The organism is Candidatus Pelagibacter sp. (genome assembly GCF_052049975.1).
Lineage (GTDB): Bacteria > Pseudomonadota > Alphaproteobacteria > Pelagibacterales > Pelagibacteraceae > Pelagibacter.
Map to the genome: position 1 here is coordinate 554,273 of NZ_JBNGYZ010000002.1, position 19,794 is coordinate 574,066.

General features: G+C 30.6%; 17 protein-coding genes and 1 tRNA gene. 7 read left to right on the top strand and 11 right to left on the bottom strand.

Annotation, left to right across the window (positions count from 1 at the left end):
* Positions 1-78: 78 nt before the first annotated feature.
* A complete protein-coding gene (locus tag ACTT9U_RS06690; RefSeq protein ID WP_014952819.1) occupies positions 79-846 on the bottom strand; it encodes a bacteriorhodopsin-like in 768 nt (255 codons plus the stop codon).
* 213 nt (positions 847-1,059) lie between these two features.
* Here ACTT9U_RS06690 and ACTT9U_RS06695 point away from each other — a divergent pair, with 213 nt between their 5' ends.
* Positions 1,060-2,961: a propionyl-CoA synthetase gene (locus tag ACTT9U_RS06695; RefSeq protein WP_440932385.1), complete on the top strand. Its 1,902-nt coding sequence runs from the start codon at positions 1,060-1,062 to the stop codon at positions 2,959-2,961.
* A complete protein-coding gene (locus ACTT9U_RS06700) occupies positions 2,954-3,286 on the top strand; it encodes a DMT family transporter (protein ID WP_440932386.1) in 333 nt (110 codons plus the stop codon). Before ACTT9U_RS06695 ends, ACTT9U_RS06700 begins: the two co-directional genes overlap by 8 nt.
* On the opposite strand, the gene ACTT9U_RS06705 is transcribed toward ACTT9U_RS06700, so the two are convergent.
* Positions 3,279-4,586 carry a dihydroorotase gene (locus ACTT9U_RS06705; RefSeq protein ID WP_440932387.1) on the bottom strand — a complete coding sequence of 436 codons (1,308 nt, stop codon included), beginning with the start codon at positions 4,584-4,586 and terminating at the stop codon, positions 3,279-3,281. The genes ACTT9U_RS06700 and ACTT9U_RS06705 overlap by 8 nt on opposite strands.
* 4 nt (positions 4,587-4,590) lie before the next feature.
* On the opposite strand from ACTT9U_RS06705, the gene ygfZ reads away from it, so the two are divergent.
* Positions 4,591-5,520 (top strand): CAF17-like 4Fe-4S cluster assembly/insertion protein YgfZ, encoded by a 930-nt coding sequence (ygfZ, locus tag ACTT9U_RS06710; protein ID WP_440932388.1) that lies wholly within the window; start codon positions 4,591-4,593, stop codon positions 5,518-5,520.
* Between the two features lie 5 nt (positions 5,521-5,525).
* Here ygfZ and ACTT9U_RS06715 read toward each other — a convergent pair.
* A tRNA-Leu gene (locus tag ACTT9U_RS06715) sits at positions 5,526-5,610 on the bottom strand.
* 55 nt (positions 5,611-5,665) lie between these two features.
* Between ACTT9U_RS06715 and nadA the strand changes: the two genes are divergently transcribed.
* Together nadA and nadC are read left to right on the top strand one after the other, a co-directional pair.
* On the top strand, positions 5,666-6,655 hold the full coding sequence (nadA, locus tag ACTT9U_RS06720) for a quinolinate synthase NadA (RefSeq protein WP_440932389.1): 990 nt from the start codon (positions 5,666-5,668) through the stop codon (positions 6,653-6,655).
* 6 nt (positions 6,656-6,661) lie between these two features.
* Positions 6,662-7,495 (top strand): carboxylating nicotinate-nucleotide diphosphorylase, encoded by an 834-nt coding sequence (gene nadC, locus ACTT9U_RS06725; protein ID WP_440932390.1) that lies wholly within the window; start codon positions 6,662-6,664, stop codon positions 7,493-7,495.
* 2 nt (positions 7,496-7,497) lie between these two features.
* Here nadC and ppdK read toward each other — a convergent pair whose 3' ends face one another.
* The 4 genes from ppdK to ACTT9U_RS06745 are packed head-to-tail and all read right to left on the bottom strand — an operon-like array spanning position 7,498 to position 13,901.
* Positions 7,498-10,161, bottom strand: coding sequence for a pyruvate, phosphate dikinase (gene ppdK / locus ACTT9U_RS06730; RefSeq protein WP_440932391.1), 2,664 nt, complete (start codon positions 10,159-10,161; stop codon positions 7,498-7,500).
* Complete coding sequence (gene glyS, locus ACTT9U_RS06735; RefSeq protein WP_440932392.1) at positions 10,158-12,224, bottom strand: glycine--tRNA ligase subunit beta; 2,067 nt, start codon at positions 12,222-12,224, stop codon at positions 10,158-10,160. The genes ppdK and glyS overlap by 4 nt, the downstream gene beginning before the upstream one ends.
* A gap of 2 nt (positions 12,225-12,226) precedes the next feature.
* Positions 12,227-13,105 carry a glycine--tRNA ligase subunit alpha gene (locus ACTT9U_RS06740; RefSeq protein WP_440932393.1) on the bottom strand — a complete coding sequence of 293 codons (879 nt, stop codon included), beginning with the start codon at positions 13,103-13,105 and terminating at the stop codon, positions 12,227-12,229.
* Positions 13,095-13,901, bottom strand: coding sequence for a S49 family peptidase (locus tag ACTT9U_RS06745; protein WP_440932394.1), 807 nt, complete (start codon positions 13,899-13,901; stop codon positions 13,095-13,097). The genes ACTT9U_RS06740 and ACTT9U_RS06745 overlap by 11 nt, the downstream gene beginning before the upstream one ends.
* A 118-nt stretch (positions 13,902-14,019) precedes the next feature.
* Between ACTT9U_RS06745 and ACTT9U_RS06750 the strand changes: the two genes are divergently transcribed.
* Complete coding sequence (locus ACTT9U_RS06750; RefSeq protein WP_440932395.1) at positions 14,020-15,033, top strand: polyprenyl synthetase family protein; 1,014 nt, start codon at positions 14,020-14,022, stop codon at positions 15,031-15,033.
* On the opposite strand, the gene pdxH is transcribed toward ACTT9U_RS06750, so the two are convergent.
* Positions 15,030-15,656 (bottom strand): pyridoxamine 5'-phosphate oxidase, encoded by a 627-nt coding sequence (gene pdxH / locus ACTT9U_RS06755; RefSeq protein ID WP_440932396.1) that lies wholly within the window; start codon positions 15,654-15,656, stop codon positions 15,030-15,032. The genes ACTT9U_RS06750 and pdxH overlap by 4 nt on opposite strands.
* Before the next feature lie 33 nt (positions 15,657-15,689).
* On the opposite strand from pdxH, the gene aroC reads away from it, so the two are divergent.
* On the top strand, positions 15,690-16,772 hold the full coding sequence (gene aroC, locus ACTT9U_RS06760) for a chorismate synthase (protein WP_440932397.1): 1,083 nt from the start codon (positions 15,690-15,692) through the stop codon (positions 16,770-16,772).
* A gap of 1 nt (position 16,773) precedes the next feature.
* Here the strand turns inward: aroC and dxs are convergent, their stop codons facing one another.
* The 3 genes from dxs to ACTT9U_RS06775 are packed head-to-tail and all read right to left on the bottom strand — an operon-like array spanning position 16,774 to position 19,791.
* Complete coding sequence (gene dxs, locus ACTT9U_RS06765) at positions 16,774-18,687, bottom strand: 1-deoxy-D-xylulose-5-phosphate synthase (protein ID WP_440932398.1); 1,914 nt, start codon at positions 18,685-18,687, stop codon at positions 16,774-16,776.
* Positions 18,684-19,556: a polyprenyl synthetase family protein gene (locus ACTT9U_RS06770; RefSeq protein ID WP_440932399.1), complete on the bottom strand. Its 873-nt coding sequence runs from the start codon at positions 19,554-19,556 to the stop codon at positions 18,684-18,686. Before ACTT9U_RS06770 ends, dxs begins: the two co-directional genes overlap by 4 nt.
* Positions 19,537-19,791: an exonuclease VII small subunit gene (locus ACTT9U_RS06775; RefSeq protein ID WP_440932400.1), complete on the bottom strand. Its 255-nt coding sequence runs from the start codon at positions 19,789-19,791 to the stop codon at positions 19,537-19,539. Before ACTT9U_RS06775 ends, ACTT9U_RS06770 begins: the two co-directional genes overlap by 20 nt.
* Positions 19,792-19,794 lie beyond the last annotated feature (3 nt).

A 19,794-nucleotide genomic window follows, 5' to 3' on the forward strand; every position in this document is an offset into this window, starting at 1 on the left:
TATAGTATGTAAAAAAAATAGGGCAAGTATGTGGTTACATACCTGCCCTATCTTAAAATTTAAACTTAGTAAAACTTATTACTTAGCTCTACCAGGTTGTTGCATAGCTGCTGCCCAAATGATTAGACCAAAAGCGATCTTGTTCAAGAAGTCAGCTGCGTTGTAAATCACGTTTAGTGAGTTAGCATCTACACCACCTGTTAGGTAACCAAAAATGTAACCTAATGGGTAGATCGCCCAACCTACAGTAACGATCATTCTCATCGCACCAAAAGCAGTAACAAGTGCCTTGTTTCCACTCTTAGCAGCTCTTTTACCTGCTTCACCAGAGAATACTTCATATAAGATGTATACCCAACCAGCCATACCGATTATGAAACCAAGTGTAGCGTTGATGTATCCAGCTTCTCCTAAGTATCCACCTACAAGCATTACTAATGTACCAATCATCAATCTCCAGAAAATTCCTGAATCTGATTTGTTTACTGCTGCTAATACAAAGTAGAACTCAAGCATTAGTAAAGGTACTGTAATTAACCAGTCAATGTATCTGTATACAGTTGGTGAGTCACCAGTCATGATCCATACATCTCTCATGTACATGTAGTGTACGAATGCAATACCAGTTACTAGACCAGCAACTGTCATTGAAACTCTCCATCCAGCTGGTACTGAGCTTCTTTCTAGGAAAAAGAACACAGTAGAAGCTAAACATGCCATTGATACTAGCCAAAATGAAATTCCTACGAAGTCATCCTGTGCTAACATGACAGTTTCAGCGTTTGCTACACCTGTAACACCCATAAGAGCAACAGCTGTAAGAGCAAACAATTTAAGTTTTTTCATAAAAAACTCCCTCTTTCGTTAGTTTTTATTTATTAGTTTATATAAACTAAGCTTAGGCTTCCCTAAGCCAAAGTTGGGGTTAAATAGCAAATAAATTTAGATTATTGAAGACTTAATTTGATTATTTTTCGTTGATTTTACTTGTTTTTTAAATTTAAATACAATTTTAAAGTTAAAAACCTTAAAAATAAGCAAAATCGAATCAAATTTTATATGTCTGACAAGTTTAATAATATCTATGAAAAATCAATCAAAGATCCTGAGAATTTTTGGAAAAATGCTGCTGATGATATTTTTTGGTTTAAAAAACCTTCTAAAATTCTAAACAAATCTAACCCACCATTTTATAAATGGTATGAAGATGGTGTAACTAATACTTGTTACAATGCATTAGACATTCACATAGATCAGGGTAAGGGAAAAAAAACTGCTTTAATCTACGATAGTCCTATTACAGGCAACAAAAGTAAGTTCACATATGATGAATTAAGATCAAAAGTTTCAAAGTTTGCTGGAGCATTGTCTAATCAAGGAGTTAAAAAGGGCGACAGAGTAATAATATACATGCCAATGATCCCTGAAGCCGTAGTTGCAATGTTAGCATGTGCAAGAATTGGGGCCATCCACTCTGTAGTATTTGGTGGATTTGCATCAAATGAGTTAGCAAGTAGAATTGATGATAGTAAAGCAAAACTTTTAATAACTGCGTCTTGTGGTTTTGAGCCTGGAAGGACAGTTGAGTATAAGCCTTTAGTAGATGAAGCAATTAAACAAGCTACTCACAAAGTTAGTAAGATTATTTTATTTCAAAGACCAGGTCATGAAGTGAAACTTAATGAACCAGCTGAAATTAGCTGGGAGGAGGCTCTATCCAATGCTGATGATCATGATTGTGTAGAAATAAATTCAAATGATTATGCATATATTCTTTATACATCTGGAACAACAGGAACCCCTAAAGGAATAGTCAGGGATATTGGAGGTCATATTGTTGCTCTTAAATGGACAATGAAAAATATTTATAACATAGATGAAGACGACATATGGTGGTCTGCAAGTGATATTGGTTGGATTGTTGGACATTCATATATAGTTTATGCTCCACTGTTTAAAGGTTGCACTACAATTCTTTTTGAAGGTAAACCAGTTGGCACACCTGATGCTGGAACATTTTGGAGAATAATTTCAGAATATAAAGTTAAATCATTATTTACTGCTCCTACCGCATTTAGAGCTATCAAAAAAGAAGATCCTGATGGGAAGTTTTTTTCAAAATATAATCTGGATAGTTTTGAAAGTTTATTTTTAGCTGGGGAGAGAGCTGATCCAGATACAATTAAATGGGCAGAAAATTTATTAAAAGTTCCTGTAATTGACCACTGGTGGCAAACAGAAACAAGTTGGGCAATTAGCTCAAATTGTACTGGGATTGAAATGATGAAAACAAAATATGGTTCAGCTTGTAAAGCAGTACCTGGTTACAATGTTCAAATTATTAAGCCAGATCAATCTTTAGCAAAACCAAATGAAATGGGAGATATTGTTGTGAAACTACCCTTGCCTCCTGGAACTTTTCCAACTCTTTGGAATGCTGACAAAAGATATGAAGAAAATTATATGAGTAATTATCCTGGTTACTATCAAACTTACGATGCTGGTCACATTGATGATGATGGTTATATTTGGATAATGTCTAGAACCGATGATATTATAAATGTTGCTGGTCATAGACTGTCAACTGGAGCAATAGAAGAAGTTTTGTCAGACCACCAGTCTGTAGCTGAGTGCGCTGTACTTGGTATTGCTGATAAACTAAAGGGCCAACTACCTATTGGTTTACTAGTTTTAAAAGCTGGTGTTGATAAGGATAATGATACAATTTCAAAAGAATGTATTAAAATGGTAAGAGACAAAATAGGACCTGTCGCGGCATTTAAAGTTGCGATCGTTATTAAAAGATTACCAAAAACAAGATCGGGAAAGATATTAAGAGGAACAATTAGAAAAATTGCTGACAATGTAGAATACAAAATGCCTCCTACCATTGATGATCCGGCAATCCTAGATGAGATAAAACAAGATCTAATAGATAATAAAATCTTAAATAATGTTTAAAACCTACGTCATATTGTTAGTTGCTATCTTTTGTGAAGTAGCTGGAACAATGTTGCTACCTGTTTCAAATAACTTTACAAAAATTGTTCCTACGGTTTGTTTGGCTTTATTTTATCTAACTTCATTCTATTTAATGACTTTTGTGATGGACAAAATTCCAATTGCAATTGTATATGCTACTTGGAGTGGTCTCGGTGTATTTACCATAGCAATTCTGGGCTATTTCTTTTTTAAACAAACTTTAGCTTGGCAAGCAATAGCTGGTTTATTTTTGATTGTTATAGGAGTTATATTGGTAAATAGTTTTGCTGTTAAGCTTAATTGAATTGTAAAGGAGTTCCATCTGGATCTCCAACAATTTCTCCATCTTTCATTTTAATCTTTCCAGCTATTATAGTTGCAACAGGAGTGCCTTTAAACTCATCACCATCAAAGGGTGACCAACCACATTTACTTTCAATTTTATTATTTTCTATTTTTATTTTTTTATTCATATCAATAACTGTAAAATCAGCATCATAACCTTCTTTAATAAAGCCTTTATTTTTAATACCAAAAATTTTAACTGGATTTTCACAAACAAGTTTAATTAATTGTTCTAAGGATAATCTTCCCTCATTAATATGATTCAACATTATTGGCATTAAAGTTTGAACACCTGGCATTCCAGATGGTGAGTTAGGATATTCTTTCTCTTTATTTATTTTCAAGTGCGGCGCATGATCTGAACCAATTGTATCATTCAAATTATTTTTAACAGCATGCCATAATCTATCATAATGAGATTTATCTCTTAAAGGTGGGTTCATCTGAGCATAAGTTCCGAGTTTATCATAACAGTCTGGTGCATAAATAGTCAAATGTTGTGGAGTGATTTCAAAAGTAATATTACCTTTATGTTGGGATAAAAAATCTACTTCTTGCTTAGTTGTAACATGAAGTATGTGCGCTTTCTTTTTATAACGTTCAGCAATTCTTACAATTCTTCTTGTTGATGAGATTGCACATTCATCACTTCTCCAAATAGGATGAGTATGAACATCACCTTGCTTAATTAATTTTTTATTTCTTATTAATATTTCCTCATCTTCTGAGTGGACAGAGACTACTTTTGAACTATTTTTAAAAACTGTTTCAATATCTTTTTCTTCGGCCACAAGAAGATTACCCGTTGATGATCCAGCAAATAGTTTTATCCCACAACACCCTTCAAGATTTTTTAAATCTGCTAGTTCATTGGCATTATCAGCTGTTGCACCAAAATAAAAAGCGTAGTTGCAATACATTCTGTCTTTTGCAAGATCTAATTTTCTTTGAAATTCTTTTTTATTTGAAGTTGGGGGGTTTGTGTTAGGCATTTCAAACACAGCGGTAATTCCACCTACTATTGCTGCTCTGCTTCCAGAATGCAGATCTTCAGTATCAGTTGAACCTGGTTCTCTAAAATGTGTTTGGGTATCAATACAACCTGGCAAGACTGTTAGATTTTTGGCTTCATAGATCTCTTTTGCATCTTCTTTAATTTCGCCAATCTTCAAAATTTTACCATCTTTAACGGCAATATCTTTGGTCTCTAATTTACCATTAATATAACATTCACCATTCTTAATTATTAGGTCTAACATTTTTATGAAAAGTAATTATATTATTTCTATCAATCAATCAAATATGAATAATAGCGTATACATTTTAGAGGATCGATCATTACTTTACATAAGTGGAGAAGAAGCTCAAAGTTTTCTCCAAAATCTGATTACCAATGACATAAATAAAGTCACTGAAAAAAAAAGTTGCTTTGCTTCTTTACTTACGCCTCAGGGAAAATTTTTATATGAGTTTTTTATTATTAAACATAAACTTGGCTACTTTGTAGATTGTGAAAAATCCCAAACTGAAAATTTATTTAATCAATTAAATATCTATAAAATAAGATCTAAAATAGATATTTTAAATCTTAGTAATGAATTTGTTGTAGTTTCGTTTGACAAAAATAAATTTCTATCTTTAGATAGAGCCAAAGATGAACCTGGAAACACAATTAAATTCAGAGAGGATCCAATTTTTTTAGACCCAAGAAACTCCGAACTTGGAGCAAGATTAATCATCAATCTTGAAAAACTATATCTTTCATTAAAAAAGTTAGGTTTAAAGGATGATAATATTGAAAAATATTATGAAAAAAGTTTTAATTTAGGAATTAATCCTAAAAACCTTAATGATCTACAGAATAAATTATTTGGCATTGAATATAATTTAGAAGAGTTAAATGCCATAGATTTCAAAAAAGGTTGTTATGTAGGTCAAGAAAATACAGCCAGAATAAAATTAAAAGATAAACTTTCAAAAAGACTTTTACCTTTAAAGGTTATTGATGGAAATATAGAGAAAGATGAGGCAATTTTTCATAATGAAAAAGAAATTGGAAAAATTTTGATTAATGATAAAAAATATCCATTTGGATTAATTAAATTTAAAGAAGCTGATTTTAAATCAAATTTAAAATTTAAAACTAAAAAATCAATAATTGAAATAAATTTACCTAAATGGATTAAAATTTGATGAATTGGTGCGGCCAGAGAGATTCGAACTCTCATGGAAAAATCCACACGGCCCTCAACCGTGCCTGTCTACCAATTTCAGCATGGCCGCAATATGACCCACATTAAAACAATGACAAGTTAAATACAAATTGATAAGTTTGCTCATGGAATTTACACAAGAAGTTAAGCAAGCTACAAATTCAATATACCAAAAAATTTCTAAAGTTGTGCCAGAAATTGAATGGGCAATGCATGCACCATATATTCATGAAATAAATAAACTTAAAAAAGAAAAAAATGCAGTTATTCTTGCACATAATTATCAAACACCTGAAATTTATCACGGTGTTTCAGACTTCGCCGCGGACTCTCTTGCTCTTGCAATTGAAGCATCAAAAACATCAGCAGATATAATAATTATGGCTGGAGTTCACTTTATGGCAGAGACAGCTAAATTAATGAGTCCAAATAAAAAAGTTTTATTACCAGATTTAAAAGCTGGATGTTCATTATCATCATCAATAACAGGTGAGGATGTTAGAAAATTAAAAAAACAATATCCAGGAGTACCTGTAGTTTCTTATGTTAATACTTCAGCTGAAGTAAAAGCTGAGACAGATGTATGTTGTACATCAGCTAACGCTGTAAAAATTGTGAAATCTTTAGGAGTAAAAAAAGTTATTTTTTTACCTGATAACTATTTAGCTCAATATGTGGCTTCTCAAACTGATGTTGAGATTATTTCCTGGAAAGGAATTTGTATGGTTCATGATCAATTTAATGATCAAGAAATACATGAAATTAGAAAAAATAATCCTGAAATAAAAATAATTGCTCATCCAGAATGTCCACCAGATGTAATTAAGGCAAGTGACTTTGCTGGGTCAACGTCAGGTATGATTAAATATGTAAAAGATAATCAACCAAAAAAAGTGATGATGGTAACCGAGTGTTCTATGAGTGATAATATACAAGTAGAAAACCCAAATGTTGAGTTCATTAGACCGTGTAATTTATGTCCACATATGAAAAAAATTACTCTACCAAAAATTTTAGATTGTTTAAAAAATGAAACAGGTGAAATAGTGATGGATCAAGAAACAATTATCAAAGCTAAAACATCTGTTGAAAAAATGGCTGCTATTGGCAGATAAACATTCGTGTCTCAAGTAAAGTTAAGTGAAAATTATATAAAAGATAGAGTAAAACTTGCACTGAATGAGGATTTGTACCCTTATGGAGATATTACAACTAATCTTGTTCAAAATAATAAACGTATAAAGTTTAAACTTATTTCTAATCAAAACTCAATTATAGCTGGAATATTATTTGCTAAATTTGCTTTTCAATTAATTGATAAGAAAACAAAATTTGTAATAAAAAAAAAAGATGGTTCCTCTGTAAAAAAAAATTCCGTAATTGCAACAATTGAAGGAAAAGCACAATCTATTTTAACTGCTGAAAGAGTGGCTTTAAATTTCCTATCTCATATTTCAGGAATTGCCACTAAAACTAATGAATTTGTCAAATTAGCTGGTAAAAAAACAAAAATTTGTTGTACTAGAAAAACTATTCCCAATATGCGTGTTATTCAAAAATATGCGGTAAGAATAGGTGGAGGAAAAAATCATCGATTTAATTTAAGTGATGAATACTTAATTAAAGATAATCATATCGCTAGTTCAAATTTAAAATCTCTGGTAGAGCTAGCAATTAAAAATAAAAAGGGAAGAAAAATTACTGTTGAGGTAGATAATTTAAATCAATTAAAAAAAATATTAGGACTAAAATTTAATACAGTTTTGTTCGATAATATGAATTTAAATTCATTAAAGGAAGGCATTAAAATTGCAAAAAAATATTATGAGACTGAAGCTTCAGGTAATATCAATTTAAATAATGTTAAAAAAGTTGCCGCTACAGGTGTAAATAGAATATCTGTTGGTAGTATTACACATAGTGCACCTGCGGTAGACTTTAAATTACAATACTAAGATTAATTTTTTTTTTGTATTTCTGATTGCGCAGCTGCGAGTCTGGCTACTGGTACTCTATAAGGAGAACAAGATACATAATTCAACCCTGCTTTAGAACAAAATTCAATACTTTTTGGGTCACCACCATGTTCACCACAAATTCCAAGTTTAATTGATTTATTTTGTTTCTTTCCTTGTTGAACTGCAATCTTGACTAAATCTCCAACTCCATCATCAATAGAAATAAAAGGATCGATCGAGAATATTTTATTTTCTATATAATCATTTAAGAATTTTCCACTATCATCTCTACTAATCCCAAATGTAGTTTGAGTTAAATCATTAGTACCAAAACTAAAAAACTCTGCATGTTTTGCAATATCTCCTGCTTTGATTGCGGCCCTTGGTAATTCAATCATTGTACCAACTAGAAAATCAATTTTAACTTTATTTTCATTTTGAACATTTTTTGCAGTATTTTTTACTAATTCTTTCATTAATTTTATTTCCATCTCTGTAGAAACTAAAGGAATCATAATTTCTGGAAATGCAGACTTGATTTTATTTTTCTTTAATTCACATAAAGCATCAAAGATTGCTCTACATTGCATTTCATAAATTTCCGGAAACGATATACCTAATCGACAACCTCTGTGGCCTAGCATTGGATTCTGTTCGTGTAATTCGTTAATTCTATTTTCTATTTCTTTAGCTGGTAAATTGACGACTGATGCTACTTCTCCTATCTCTTTTTCTGTTCTTGGTAAAAATTCATGTAAAGGTGGGTCCAATAATCTTACAGTTACTGGCAGACCATTCATAATTTTAAATATTTCCATAAAATCTTTTTTTTGATGAGGAAGTAATTTATCTAAAGCTTTTGCTCTATCTTCTTTAGTTTTGGATAGAATCATCTCTCTTACTGATAAAATTCTCTCTTCATCAAAAAACATATGTTCTGTTCTACATAATCCAATTCCTTCAGCCCCAAAGTCTCTTGCTGTTTTGGTATCTAATGGTGTTTCAGAATTAGTTCTAACTTTCAGTTTTCTAAAATTATCCGCCCAACTCATAAGTTTTGAGAAATCACCAGAAATTTCTGGTTGAACTGTTGGGACATTTCCTAAGATCACCCTTCCAGTTGATCCATCTATAGTAATTACATCACCCTCTTTAACAATTTGATCTGCTGTTTTGAATATTTTTTCTTCATAATTAATTTCAATTTCACTAGATCCAGAAACACATGGTCTCCCCATTCCTCTTGCTACAACAGCAGCATGACTGGTCATACCTCCTCTTGCTGTTAGAATTCCTTTAGCTGCGTGCATACCATGTATGTCCTCTGGGGAAGTTTCAACTCTAACTAAGATAGTGTCTTGCATCATATCATTTAATCTTTCAGCTTCATCAGAATCAAAAACAACCTTCCCAGAAGCTGCCCCAGGGGAAGCTGGAAGACCATTTGCAATCACATTTATTTTTGTTTTTTCATCTAATGTAGGGTGCAGTAATGTATCCAAAGAATTTGGATCTATTCTTAATACAGCCTCTTTTTTAGAAATTAACTTTTCCTTAACCATGTCTACAGCAATTTTAACTGCAGATTTTGAAGTTCTTTTTCCTGATCTTGTTTGTAACATCCATAGTTTTTGATTTTCTACTGTAAACTCAACATCCTGCATATCTTTATAATGCTTCTCTAGTTTTTTTAAAATCTTATCCAATTCTTTGTAAACTTTTGGCATAGCTTCTTCCATTGATAAAGCTTCTACACCTGCAGACTTTCTAGCTTTTTTTGTAATGTATTGTGGGGTTCTTGTACCAGCAACGACATCTTCGCCTTGTGCATTAATCAAATACTCTCCATAAATATCGTTTGAACCATCTGATGGGTTTCTCGTAAAAACAACGCCAGTTGCACAATCATTACCCATGTTACCAAAAACCATTGATTGAACATTAACAGCAGTTCCCCATTCGGAAGGAATTTGATTTAATTTTCTATAAACCTTTGCTCTATTACTTTCCCAAGACAAAAATACTGCGCTAACTGCCCCTAAAAGCTGATCAAAAACATCTTGAGGGAAATCTTTTCCAGATTTTTCCTTAACTGTTTTTTTAAAGTCATCAATTAAACCATCCCAGTCACTCTCATCTAGATCAGTGTCAAGCAAAACACCTTTAGTGAGCTTATAGTTTTCAATTAATTCCTCGAAATGGTAACTTTCAACACCCATTACAACATTTCCATACATTTGAATGAAGCGTCTATAGCTATCTTTAGCAAATCTACCATTAGATGTTTTTTTAGATAACGCCTCTACAGTTTTGTCATTTAAACCTAAATTAAGAATAGTATCCATCATACCCGGCATGGATACTCTGGCACCAGATCTTACTGATAATAATAATGGATTTTTATTATCCCCAAACTTTTTGGATACATCTTTTTCGACTACTTTTAATTCTTTTTTAATTTGTTCAATTATTTTTTTTCCTAACCTTTTTTTGTCTTTATAAAATAATTTACAGACTTCTGTTGATATCGTAAATCCAGGAGGCACAGGTAAACCCATCCTTCCCATTTCTGATAAATTTGCACCTTTCCCGCCTAGAAAATTTTTAGGATTCTTTATTTTCTTAGTTTCTTTTGATTTAAAATTTAAAATTAGTTTTTTCACTTAGTGGTTTCTAGTTTTGAAAAATTTGTAAAATTTTCAAACGTTTTACAAAACATTTGTAAAAGTTCCAATCTGTTTTTTTTTATATTTTCATCTTTGTCATTTACTTGAACATTATCAAAGAAAGCATCCAAAGGTTCTTTTGCACTGGCTAAAATTGATAAAGTTTCCTCATAATTTTCTGAATTATCAATTGATGAAAAATATTTTCGAATATCATTGATTTTGTTTAAAAGATTTCTTTCAAAATCTGACTTAAAAATACCAGGATCAGTTGTATTATCTAATTTAAATTTTTTTCTATTTTCACTCTCAATTATATTTGAAGCTCTTTTATAAATTGCGATTACATCTTTGCCAGATTGATTAGTGATTAATTTATTTAAAGTTTTTGCTTTATCAAATTCTATCATAGGAGTATTCAGGTTTATATTTACAATTGATGCTTCAATTATATCATGTCTGATGTTTTTTTCCCGCATGTAATATTTAAATCTATCTATCAAGAAATCTTCTAGATCATTGAACAAATTTTGATTTGTAAGTTTTAAGTTTTGAGTTTCGTATAAACTTGCAGAATATCTTATTAAATCTTTAATCTTAAAATCTTTTTTATTTTCAATTATTGTTCTCACAAGACCAAGTGCTACTCTTCGCAATGCGAAAGGATCCTTAGAGCTTGTGGGTTTTTTATCTATACCAAAAAAACCTACCAAACTGTCTAACTTATCAGAAATAGACAATGCTATACTGTAGGGTTTTTTAGAAATTTTTGAATCTAAGCCAATAGGTAAATACTGTTCGCTGATTGCAATTGAAATATCTTTTTCAAAACCCTGTGCCTCTGCAAAATATCCCCCCATTAGTCCTTGTAACTCTGGAAACTCACCAACAATTTCTGAAATTAAGTCAACTTTAGAAATTGATGCAGACAATTCTACTTTTTCTTTACTAATTAAAAGTTCATCCGAAATCATTGATCCCAATTTTCTCATTCTCTGAGCTTTGTCATAGTATGTCCCAAGCCCCTCAAAATAATTCATTGCTTTTAATTTTGAAACTTGTTTGACTAAATTTAAAGATTTATCTTTGTTCCAAAAAAATTCAGCGTCTGTTAGTCTTGCTTCAACCACTCGTTCATTTCCAAGCTTAATCAATCCTTTTTTATCTAACTTATTAGAAACAACTATAAATTCATTAGTAAGATCACCTTTAGTATTATAGGTTGGAAAATATTTTTGGTGATGTTGCATTGTTATTATTAAAATTTCCTTTGGAATTTTTAAAAATCTTTCATCAAACTTACAAATGATACAATTAGGTTGATCTGTTAAATTTATAACTTCATCTAACACTTTACGATTACGATCAATTAAGAAATTTTTTTTATTTTCAATTTTACTAAATTGTTTTTCTATTATTTTTTCTCTCTCATCATTATCTACAATTTTTTCTATTTTTTTTAGACTGGATTGGTAATCTTTATAATCTTTGACTATCTTTGTTCTTTCTTCAAATTGAGCATCCAAAAAAGTAAAGTTATTAGATTGTATATGATGAAATTTAAAATCTATTTTTTTTTTGTCATATATAGCTAAAATTGACTTTAAAGGTCTTCCCCAATTTAATTGACCATAGCCCCATCTCATTGATTTTTTCCATTGTATTCTGTTCAAATTTTCTAAAATTAAATCTTTTAAAATATTCTGAGTTTTTATTTTTTGTTGTTTTTTTTTAAAAAAATAGAAATCACCTTTGTCTGTTTTTTTGATGATCAAATCTTTTTTTGTAATATTATTAGATCTTAAAAATCCTTCTGTTGCTTTTTCAGGTGCTTTGATATTTGGTCCTTTTATTTCTTCAGATTTTATTATTGTCTCTTTTTTAAGTCCTTCGAAAACTATTACAGCACGATTGGGAGTGGATTTGCTAAAACTATTTTTAAATTCAATTGATTTTTCATTAAAACTTTTTTGAAAATTTTCTAATAAATCATCTCTTAATTTTTTTTGTAAATTAGAAGGTATCTCTTCACTGAACAATTCTAAAAAGAATTCTGACATTTCTAATTTTGACTTTCTACCCAAGCTGCTGCTGCAGTTTTTGTAATCTCTCTAATTCTTGCAATATAGCCTGCTCTTTGAGCAACACTTATTGCTCCTCTAGCATCTAAAATATTAAATACGTGACTAGCTTTTAAACATTGGTCATAAGCAGGTAGTGATATTTTTTTTTCAGCTAAAGATTTTGCTTCTTCCTCATGCATATCAAACATTTTAAATAAATTTTCTACATTCGCTTTTTCAAAATTGTAAATTGAAAATTCTTTTTCAGATTGATGAAAAACATCTCGGTATAGCAAGCCTTCAGAATTCCAAACTAAATCATAAACATTTTTTTTCTGCTGGGTAAACATACAAATTCTTTCTAAACCGTAAGTTAATTCTACTGATACTGGTTTGCACTCAAAGCCAGCCATTTGTTGAAAATATGTAAATTGAGTAATTTCCATTCCATCACACCAAACTTCCCAGCCCAAACCTGCGGCTCCTAAAGTTGGACTTTCCCAATCATCTTCAACAAATCTAATATCATGATCTTCATGATTTATGCCGATACTTTGTAAACTTTTTAAATAAAGTTTTTTAATATTGTTCGGTGATGGTTTAATCAAAACTTGAAACTGATAATAATGTTGTAATCTATTTGGATTTTCTCCATATCTACCATCAGTAGGTCTTCTTGATGGCTGGACATAAGCTGTTTTCCAAGGTTTGGGTCCTAGAGATCTCAGAGTTGTTGCAGGATGAAATGTTCCTGCTCCGACCTCCATATCATAAGGCTGTAAAATAGCACATCCTTCCTTGCTCCAAAACTTTTGGAGGTTCATTATAGTTTCTTGAAAAGTTAGTGTTTTTGGGTGAGTTTTTTTTTTAGAAACCATATCTTTGCCAAATAGATCTTTCCTCAACAATATTAGCAAACTGATCAATCTGATCTGTTGAAGACGAAAGTTTTTTGCTCAACCAACTCTTTGATTTTTCAAACTTTTTAATAACAACATCATCTCCGTACTTATTCCTCAAAACTTCATTAGCATCACCAATTCCATCAACAAGTCCTAATTCTTTTGCTTTTGAACCTGACCAAAATTCACCAGAGAATAATTCGACATCATTTTTATTTAACTTTACGCCTCTACTTTCTTCAACAACATTTATAAAATCTTTATGTAAATCTAACTGAATCTTTTTTAATCTTTCTATATCTTCAGGTTTTTCTTCCATAAAAGGATCTAGCGTACTTTTATTTTTTCCAGCAGTGTGTACTCTTCTTTCTACTCCAACCTTTTTAATTAATTCTGTAAATCCAAACGAAGAATAAATTACTCCAATAGAGCCTATGATAGAACTTGAGTTTGCGTAAATTTCATCTCCAGCACATGCAATTAAATAACCTCCTGAAGCAGCAACATCTTCAGCAAAAACAATTACTTTTGTTTTATTTTTTTTTGCTTGATATCTAATTAATTTATAAATCAAATGAGATTGCACTGGTGACCCCCCTGGTGAATTAATAGTCACTGCAACACATGGTGATTTTTTAAGCTCAAAAGCTTTTTTAATAATTTCTTCTTGGCCAGCAAAATCTATACCTTGCTTAAATTTTCCAACATTACCAATTACACCGCTTAATTTTATATGAGGAATAATTTTTTTCTTTTTAAACAATGAGAACATATTTGATTTTTATAGTTTTTTTCTAGATTATAAAGACACCTTATAATTGAAGTTTAAGGTGCGTCAATTGATAAGTGATAATTACAAACTAATTATACTAATTATACCCAATCAAATTATGGGAACAGTAGTACAATTAAAAAACAAAATAAATAATTCTTACTTTCAACTGAGAGATTCTAATGAACAGAGGCTAGCTTTAGTTGAAGAGAGAATCGAAAAAAAATTAGACAGTCATGTAGAATTAGTCAAAGAGATGACTGATTATCATATTAAAACTGGAGGTAAAAGACTTAGAGCTTTATTAACTCTAATCTCAGCAAAATTATGTGGTTACAACAGTGGGTCAAGGGATGTTAACTTGGCTGCGTGTGTTGAGTTAATTCACAGTGCAACTCTTATGCATGATGATGTAATCGATAACGGATTAGTCAGAAGAAATAAAAAAACATTAAATCAAATATGGGGAAATCAATCATCAGTACTAGTTGGTGATTATTTATTAAGTAGATGTTTTGAAATGATGGTTGAAGATGGAAACTTAGAAGTTTTAAAACTTTTATCATCGACTTCTTCTAAAATTGCGCAAGGTGAGGTACTTCAGCTTCAACACAAAGGTGAAGTTGATATGCTTGAGGAAACATATTTAAAAATAATTACAGCCAAAACTGCAGAACTATTTGCTGCTGCAACAAAAGTTGGTGCAATTTTATCTAATGTAGATAGTAAAAAAAAAGAAGCTCTAGAATTTTATGGAAGAAACTTAGGTCTTACGTTTCAAATCGCTGATGATACTCTTGATTATAATTCTGAGTTAAAACTATTTGGTAAGAAAATTGGTAAAGATTTTTTCGAAAATAAAATTACTCTACCAATAATTTTACTTTGTCAAAAAACTTCTGAAAAAGAAAAAGAAAATATAAAAAATATTTTTTCAAAAGAAAATAAAGATGATAAAGATTTTAATTATATTTTATCTTTAATTAAGAAATATAACATTATTTCAGATTGTTATAGAAAAGCAGAACACTATATTAATCTCGCTGGAAATGCTTTAAGTGCATTTGATGAGGACGATAATAAAAAAATAATGCTAGGTTTAACTTCTTTTAGCCTTGAAAGAGATTTTTAAGGACTTAGTAATACTTTGTCCCAAGTATTATTTTCATTTCTTATATACTTTAATCTCTCGTGAATTCTACTTTCGCCATCTAACCAAAACTCAATTGAATGCGGACTTAAATTCCAACCAGACCAATGATCTGGTCTTGGAACATTATTTTCATCATTAAATTTCTTTTTAAATTCATCAATTGAATTTTTTAATTCATCTCTATTTTTTAAGATACTACTTTGTTTTGAAGCCCATGCTCCAATTCTACTTTCATATCCTCTGGAATTATAATATTTATCCGCTACTTCATCAGAAACTTGAGAAACTTTTCCAACAATTCTGATTTGTCTTAATAAACTTTTCCAATGAAAACACATCGCCACATTAGGGTTTTCTTTAATATCATTACTTTTTTTGCTGTTTAAATTTGTATAAAATACAAATCCTTCAGAATTAAACCCTTTAAGCAAAACCATTCTAACTGATGGAACACCGTCTTTAGTAGATGTGCCAAGTGCCAGAGCATTTGGATCATTTGGCTCTCTTTTTTTTGCTTCTTCAAACCACTTTCCAAACAACTCAAAAGGATCTGATAAATCTAAAAAACAGTTATTTAGACCTAGGGTGTTTTTTTCGTTCATAATTTTAACAAAATAATTTATACAGTATAAATAATGTCATTTAACACTTTTGGAAAGATATTTCGATTCACAACTTGGGGTGAATCTCATGGTCCAGCTATTGGATGTGTAGTTGATGGCTGTCCACCTATGATTCAATTAAATGAAAAAGACATACAATTTGAATTAGATAGGCGAAAACCTGGACAATCAAAATTTACAACTCAAAGAAAGGAAAGTGACAAAGTTCAAATTTTATCTGGTGTGTTTGAAGGAAAAACAACTGGAACTCCAATCTCAATGATTATCTACAATCAAGATATGAGATCAAAAGATTATGGAGATATAAAAGATAAGTTTAGGCCCGGTCACGCAGATTTAACATATTTTAAAAAGTATGGCATCAGAGACTATAGAGGAGGTGGCAGATCTTCTGCTAGAGAAACAGCAGCAAGAGTTGCTGCTGGAGCAATTGCAAAAAAAGTTTTAGAAAAAAATTTTGGAAAAAAATTCAATGTTTCGGGTGCAGTGACTCAGTTAGGAATACTTGGGTGTGATACCTCAAAATGGGATAAAAAATTTATTAACAAAAATCCATTTTTTTGCCCTGACAAAACAATGTTGAAGATTTGGGAAAAATATCTTTTAGGTATTAGAAAAGCTGGTTCATCATGTGGGGCTATAATCGAAGTAAGAGCTAATGGTATTCCTGCAGGATTAGGAGCTCCTATTTACTCAAAACTAGATATGGATTTAGCATCGGCTATGATGAGTATTAATGCTGTGAAAGGAGTAAATATTGGCTCAGGCATGAATTCAGCACAATTAAGTGGTGAAGAAAATTCTGATGAAATATCTCAAAATAAAAACACACTTAAGTTTAAATCCAATAATGCTGGAGGTATTTTGGGAGGAATTTCGTCTGGGCAAGAAATAATTGTATCTTTTGCTGTGAAACCAACATCATCAATTTTAACATCTAGAAAAACAGTAAATAAATTTGGAAAAAACACAACTATATCAGTAAAAGGTAGGCATGATCCATGTGTTGGAATAAGAGCTGTGCCTGTTGGTGAAGCAATGATGAATTGTGTTTTGTTGGATCATTACCTAATGCACAAAGCTCAGTGTAAATAATTTAGTTTTGTTTTTGTAAAACTATATTTGAATTTATTAAATCCATTATTTTATCCTCTATAGAACTTGAGTCTAACAAAGCTTCTGAGTACATTCTTTCCGGTTTGTCTTGGTCAATAAATAAATCTGGTAATATCATTGATCTAAATTTTAAATTTGTGTCTAATAGATTTTTTTTTGTTAAAAAATTAACAACATGTGAACCAAAACCACCTATTGCGCCCTCTTCAATTGTAAGAATTGATTCATGTGTAGTTGCTAATTGCCAGATTAAATTTTCATCTAAAGGTTTAGCAAATCTAGCGTCTACAACCGTAATATTTATTCCTTTTTTCTTTAAATTTTCTGATGCTTTTAGAACTTCACTTAGTCTAGTCCCAAAATTAAGAACTGCTAATTTTTTTCCTTCTTGAATAATTCTTCCCTTACCAATTTCAATTTTTTCAGAAATTGGTGGTAATTCTGTGCCCAACCCAGTTCCTCTAGGATATCTAAATGCACAAGGTTTATCATTTATATCTACAGATGTGTTAATCATTCTTACTAATTCTGCTTCATCGCTTGCAGCCATTATTATAAAATTTGGTAAAGTAGATAAGTAAGTAATATCAAAACTTCCTGCATGTGTTGGGCCATCAGCTCCAACTAGTCCGGCTCTATCAATTGCAAATCTTACAGGTAAACTTTGTATTGCAACATCATGAACAATTTGATCATAAGCTCTTTGTAAAAAAGTTGAATAAATTGCAGCATAAGGTTTGTAATTTTCTGTAGCTAAACCTGCAGCAAAAGTTACTGCATGCTGTTCTGCAATTCCGACATCATACATTCTGCTTGGAAATTCTTTTCCAAATACATCTAAACCTGTACCGCCAGGCATAGCAGCTGTAACTGCAACAATTTTACTATCTTTTTTTGCGTGCTCAATTAAAGTTTTAGCAAAAACCTTGGTATATGACGGCGCTGATGCAGATGCTTTTACTTGTTCACCTGTACCCACATTAAACTTAGATACTCCATGATAATGGTCATCAGCTTTTTCAGCAAATGAATAACCTTTGCCTTTTTGGGTTTTAATATGAATCAAAATTGGACCTTGGTGCTTAGATTGTTTAACATTTTTTAATATTGGTACAAGAGTAGTTAAATCATGTCCATCAATAGGGCCAATATAATAAAATCCTAGTGAGTGAAATAAAGTTCCTCCCGTTACAGCTGATCTAAATAAATCTTCAGCTTTTCCGGCTTTAGCACTAAATCTTTTTGAAAAAGCTGAAGTAATAAGTTTTATTGTTTCTCTTAAACTAAAATAAATTTTTCCAGAAAAAATTTTCGCAAGATAAGTGCTCATTGCACCAACTGGTTTTGCGATAGACATTTCATTATCATTCAAAATAACAATCATTTTTGCTTTTGATGTTCCTGCATTATTCATTGCTTCATAAGCCATACCAGCGCTGATGGCGCCATCTCCAATAACTGCAATGACATCATCATTTTTATTAGATAATTTGTTTGCTTCAGCAATACCTAGTCCAGCAGAAATTGAGGTTGAGCTATGTGCTGCTCCAAATGGATCATATTCACTTTCAGTTCTTTTTGTAAAACCTGAAATTCCTCCACCTTGTCTTAAAGTTCTAATTTTATCCTTTCTACCTGTGAGAATTTTATGGGGATAGGATTGATGCCCAACATCCCAAATTATTTTATCTTGTGGTGTATTGAATACATAATGAAGAGCAACTGTTAATTCTACAACTCCTAAACTGGCACCAAGATGTCCTCCAGTTGTGGAAACAGCATCTATTACCTCTTCTCTTAATTCATCCGATACAACTTTTAAATCTTTTTCAGAAATTTTTTTTAAATCAGATGGAAAATTAATTTGATTTAGAAATTTATATTTTTTACTCATTTATTTCTATTTAAAATAAAATTTAGAGTTTTTCTTATTTCGTTTGTTTTTAATCCGTATTTATTTATTTTTTTTAAAATTTTTGTTTTTATTTCTTCGCCGTATTTAATAGTATTTTCATAACCGAGTAAACTAATTAAGGTTGCTTTTCCTTTTTTATGATCTTTTTTTGTCTTTTTTCCTGCTGAAGAGGATAATCCTTTATGATCGATCAAATCATCGGCTACTTGAAATAATAAACCAATTTCAGATCCAATTTTTTCAAACATTAATATTTCTTTAGCATTTCTATCTTTTATGATTAATGGAGCCATACAACAAAAACTAAAAAGTTTACCAGTTTTTTTTATCTCCATTTCAATAATTCTTTTTTTTGAAACTTTTTTATGTTCAAAATTTAAATCTAAAAATTGTCCTCCAGCTATACCTTGATGACCTGAACATTCTGATATTTTCTTTATAAGTTTTAATTTAGTTTGATCTTTAATCTTAAGTTTTTTATTACTTAAAATTTCATAGGCTAAAGTTAGAAGTGAATTGCCAGCAAGTACAGCAGTGGATTCTCCAAATTTTTTATGAGTTGAAAGTTTGCCTCTTCTCATATCATCATTATCCATACATGGTAAATCATCATGTATTAAAGAATAAGCATGAATACATTCAACCGCGCTGCCAATTATAATTAAAGTTTTGTAGTCTACGTTAAATATGTGACCAATATCTTTTAGTATTTTTGATCTAATTTTTTTACCACCAGAGAATAAACCATATGACATCGGAATAATTAGTTCTGTTTTTTTTTGAGATTTCACAAAAGTCTTCAGAAAACTATTTGTGTCTTTTGCAATTTTAGTTAGTTCTTTTAGCATTTAATTTTGAGGTTAATTTTTGAATTTTTTCTTTTGAATTAACAGAAATTTGTCTTGTATCTTCTTTAAATTTTTTCTCTATTAAATTATTTAATTGTAATAATTTTTGATAACTATCAATTGAACTTTCAAGATTTTTTTCTTTTTCTAAAAAATCTACAATTTTATTTGCCTCATCTTTTAATTCTTGAAGAGAATATGAGCTATATTCATTTGGTAAAATTTTATCTTTCATATA

Excerpts from the sequence above, each read along its gene's own strand:
- ACTT9U_RS06740 (WP_440932393.1), bottom strand. The coding sequence starts at position 13,105 with ATGGTTTCTAAAAAAAAAACTCACCCAAAAACACTAACTTTTCAAGAA.
- glyS (WP_440932392.1), bottom strand. The coding sequence starts at position 12,224 with ATGTCAGAATTCTTTTTAGAATTGTTCAGTGAAGAGATACCTTCTAAT.
- ACTT9U_RS06750 (WP_440932395.1), top strand. The coding sequence starts at position 14,020 with ATGGGAACAGTAGTACAATTAAAAAACAAAATAAATAATTCTTACTTT.
- ACTT9U_RS06705 (WP_440932387.1), bottom strand. The coding sequence starts at position 4,586 with ATGTTAGACCTAATAATTAAGAATGGTGAATGTTATATTAATGGTAAA.
- ACTT9U_RS06775 (WP_440932400.1), bottom strand. The coding sequence starts at position 19,791 with ATGAAAGATAAAATTTTACCAAATGAATATAGCTCATATTCTCTTCAA.
- ACTT9U_RS06690 (WP_014952819.1), bottom strand. The coding sequence starts at position 846 with ATGAAAAAACTTAAATTGTTTGCTCTTACAGCTGTTGCTCTTATGGGT.
- ACTT9U_RS06700 (WP_440932386.1), top strand. The coding sequence starts at position 2,954 with ATGTTTAAAACCTACGTCATATTGTTAGTTGCTATCTTTTGTGAAGTA.
- ACTT9U_RS06695 (WP_440932385.1), top strand. The coding sequence starts at position 1,060 with ATGTCTGACAAGTTTAATAATATCTATGAAAAATCAATCAAAGATCCT.
- pdxH (WP_440932396.1), bottom strand. The coding sequence starts at position 15,656 with ATGAACGAAAAAAACACCCTAGGTCTAAATAACTGTTTTTTAGATTTA.
- ygfZ (WP_440932388.1), top strand. The coding sequence starts at position 4,591 with ATGAAAAGTAATTATATTATTTCTATCAATCAATCAAATATGAATAAT.
- ACTT9U_RS06770 (WP_440932399.1), bottom strand. The coding sequence starts at position 19,556 with ATGCTAAAAGAACTAACTAAAATTGCAAAAGACACAAATAGTTTTCTG.
- nadA (WP_440932389.1), top strand. The coding sequence starts at position 5,666 with ATGGAATTTACACAAGAAGTTAAGCAAGCTACAAATTCAATATACCAA.
- aroC (WP_440932397.1), top strand. The coding sequence starts at position 15,690 with ATGTCATTTAACACTTTTGGAAAGATATTTCGATTCACAACTTGGGGT.
- dxs (WP_440932398.1), bottom strand. The coding sequence starts at position 18,687 with ATGAGTAAAAAATATAAATTTCTAAATCAAATTAATTTTCCATCTGAT.
- ACTT9U_RS06745 (WP_440932394.1), bottom strand. The coding sequence starts at position 13,901 with ATGTTCTCATTGTTTAAAAAGAAAAAAATTATTCCTCATATAAAATTA.